At 46.7% G+C, this 535-nt stretch carries 1 protein-coding gene; it reads left to right on the top strand.

Going from position 1 to position 535, the window contains the following annotated elements; all coding sequences use genetic code 11:
• Positions 1-535 (top strand): restriction endonuclease subunit S (locus AC1AYR_RS11755; protein ID WP_476555184.1); only part of this gene is annotated, 535 nt, incomplete at both ends.

Genomic DNA, 535 nt, shown 5'->3' with positions numbered 1-535 from the left:
GGTTTTACTGACCCTTGGGAACAGCGTAAGTTGGGGGATTGCGGCACGACTTATTCCGGTTTATCAGGAAAAGGTAAATCGGATTTTGGTCATGGTGAAGCTCGGTTTGTGCCATATACGAATGTTTTTGACAATCCGATTGCTGATGCGCGTCGTTTGGAAGCGGTGGAAATTGATTCCCGTCAAAATGAAGTCAGGCAGGGAGATGTCCTGTTTACGGTATCATCGGAAACTCCTGAGGAAGTTGGGATGTCCTCTGTTTGGCCTGTTGACAGGCCAAATGTGTATCTGAATAGTTTCTGTTTTGGATATCGCCAAGATGGGGTGTTTGATTCGGATTATCTGGCGTATATGCTCAGATCGTCAGTAGTCAGAAGCAAGATAACGTTGTTGGCTCAGGGAATATCTCGATTTAACATTTCCAAGAACCGGGTAATGGAACTATCTGTTCCAAGTCCAGATTTCTCTGAGCAGCAGCGCATCGGCACCTTCTTCTCCCGGCTCGATTCCCTCATCACCCTTCATCAGCGTAAGT

The sequence above is a fragment of the Bifidobacterium sp. LH_417 genome (genome assembly GCF_056357035.1).
Note: the sequence above shows the minus strand (reverse complement) of the source record. Positions and strands in the feature narration are given on the sequence as shown.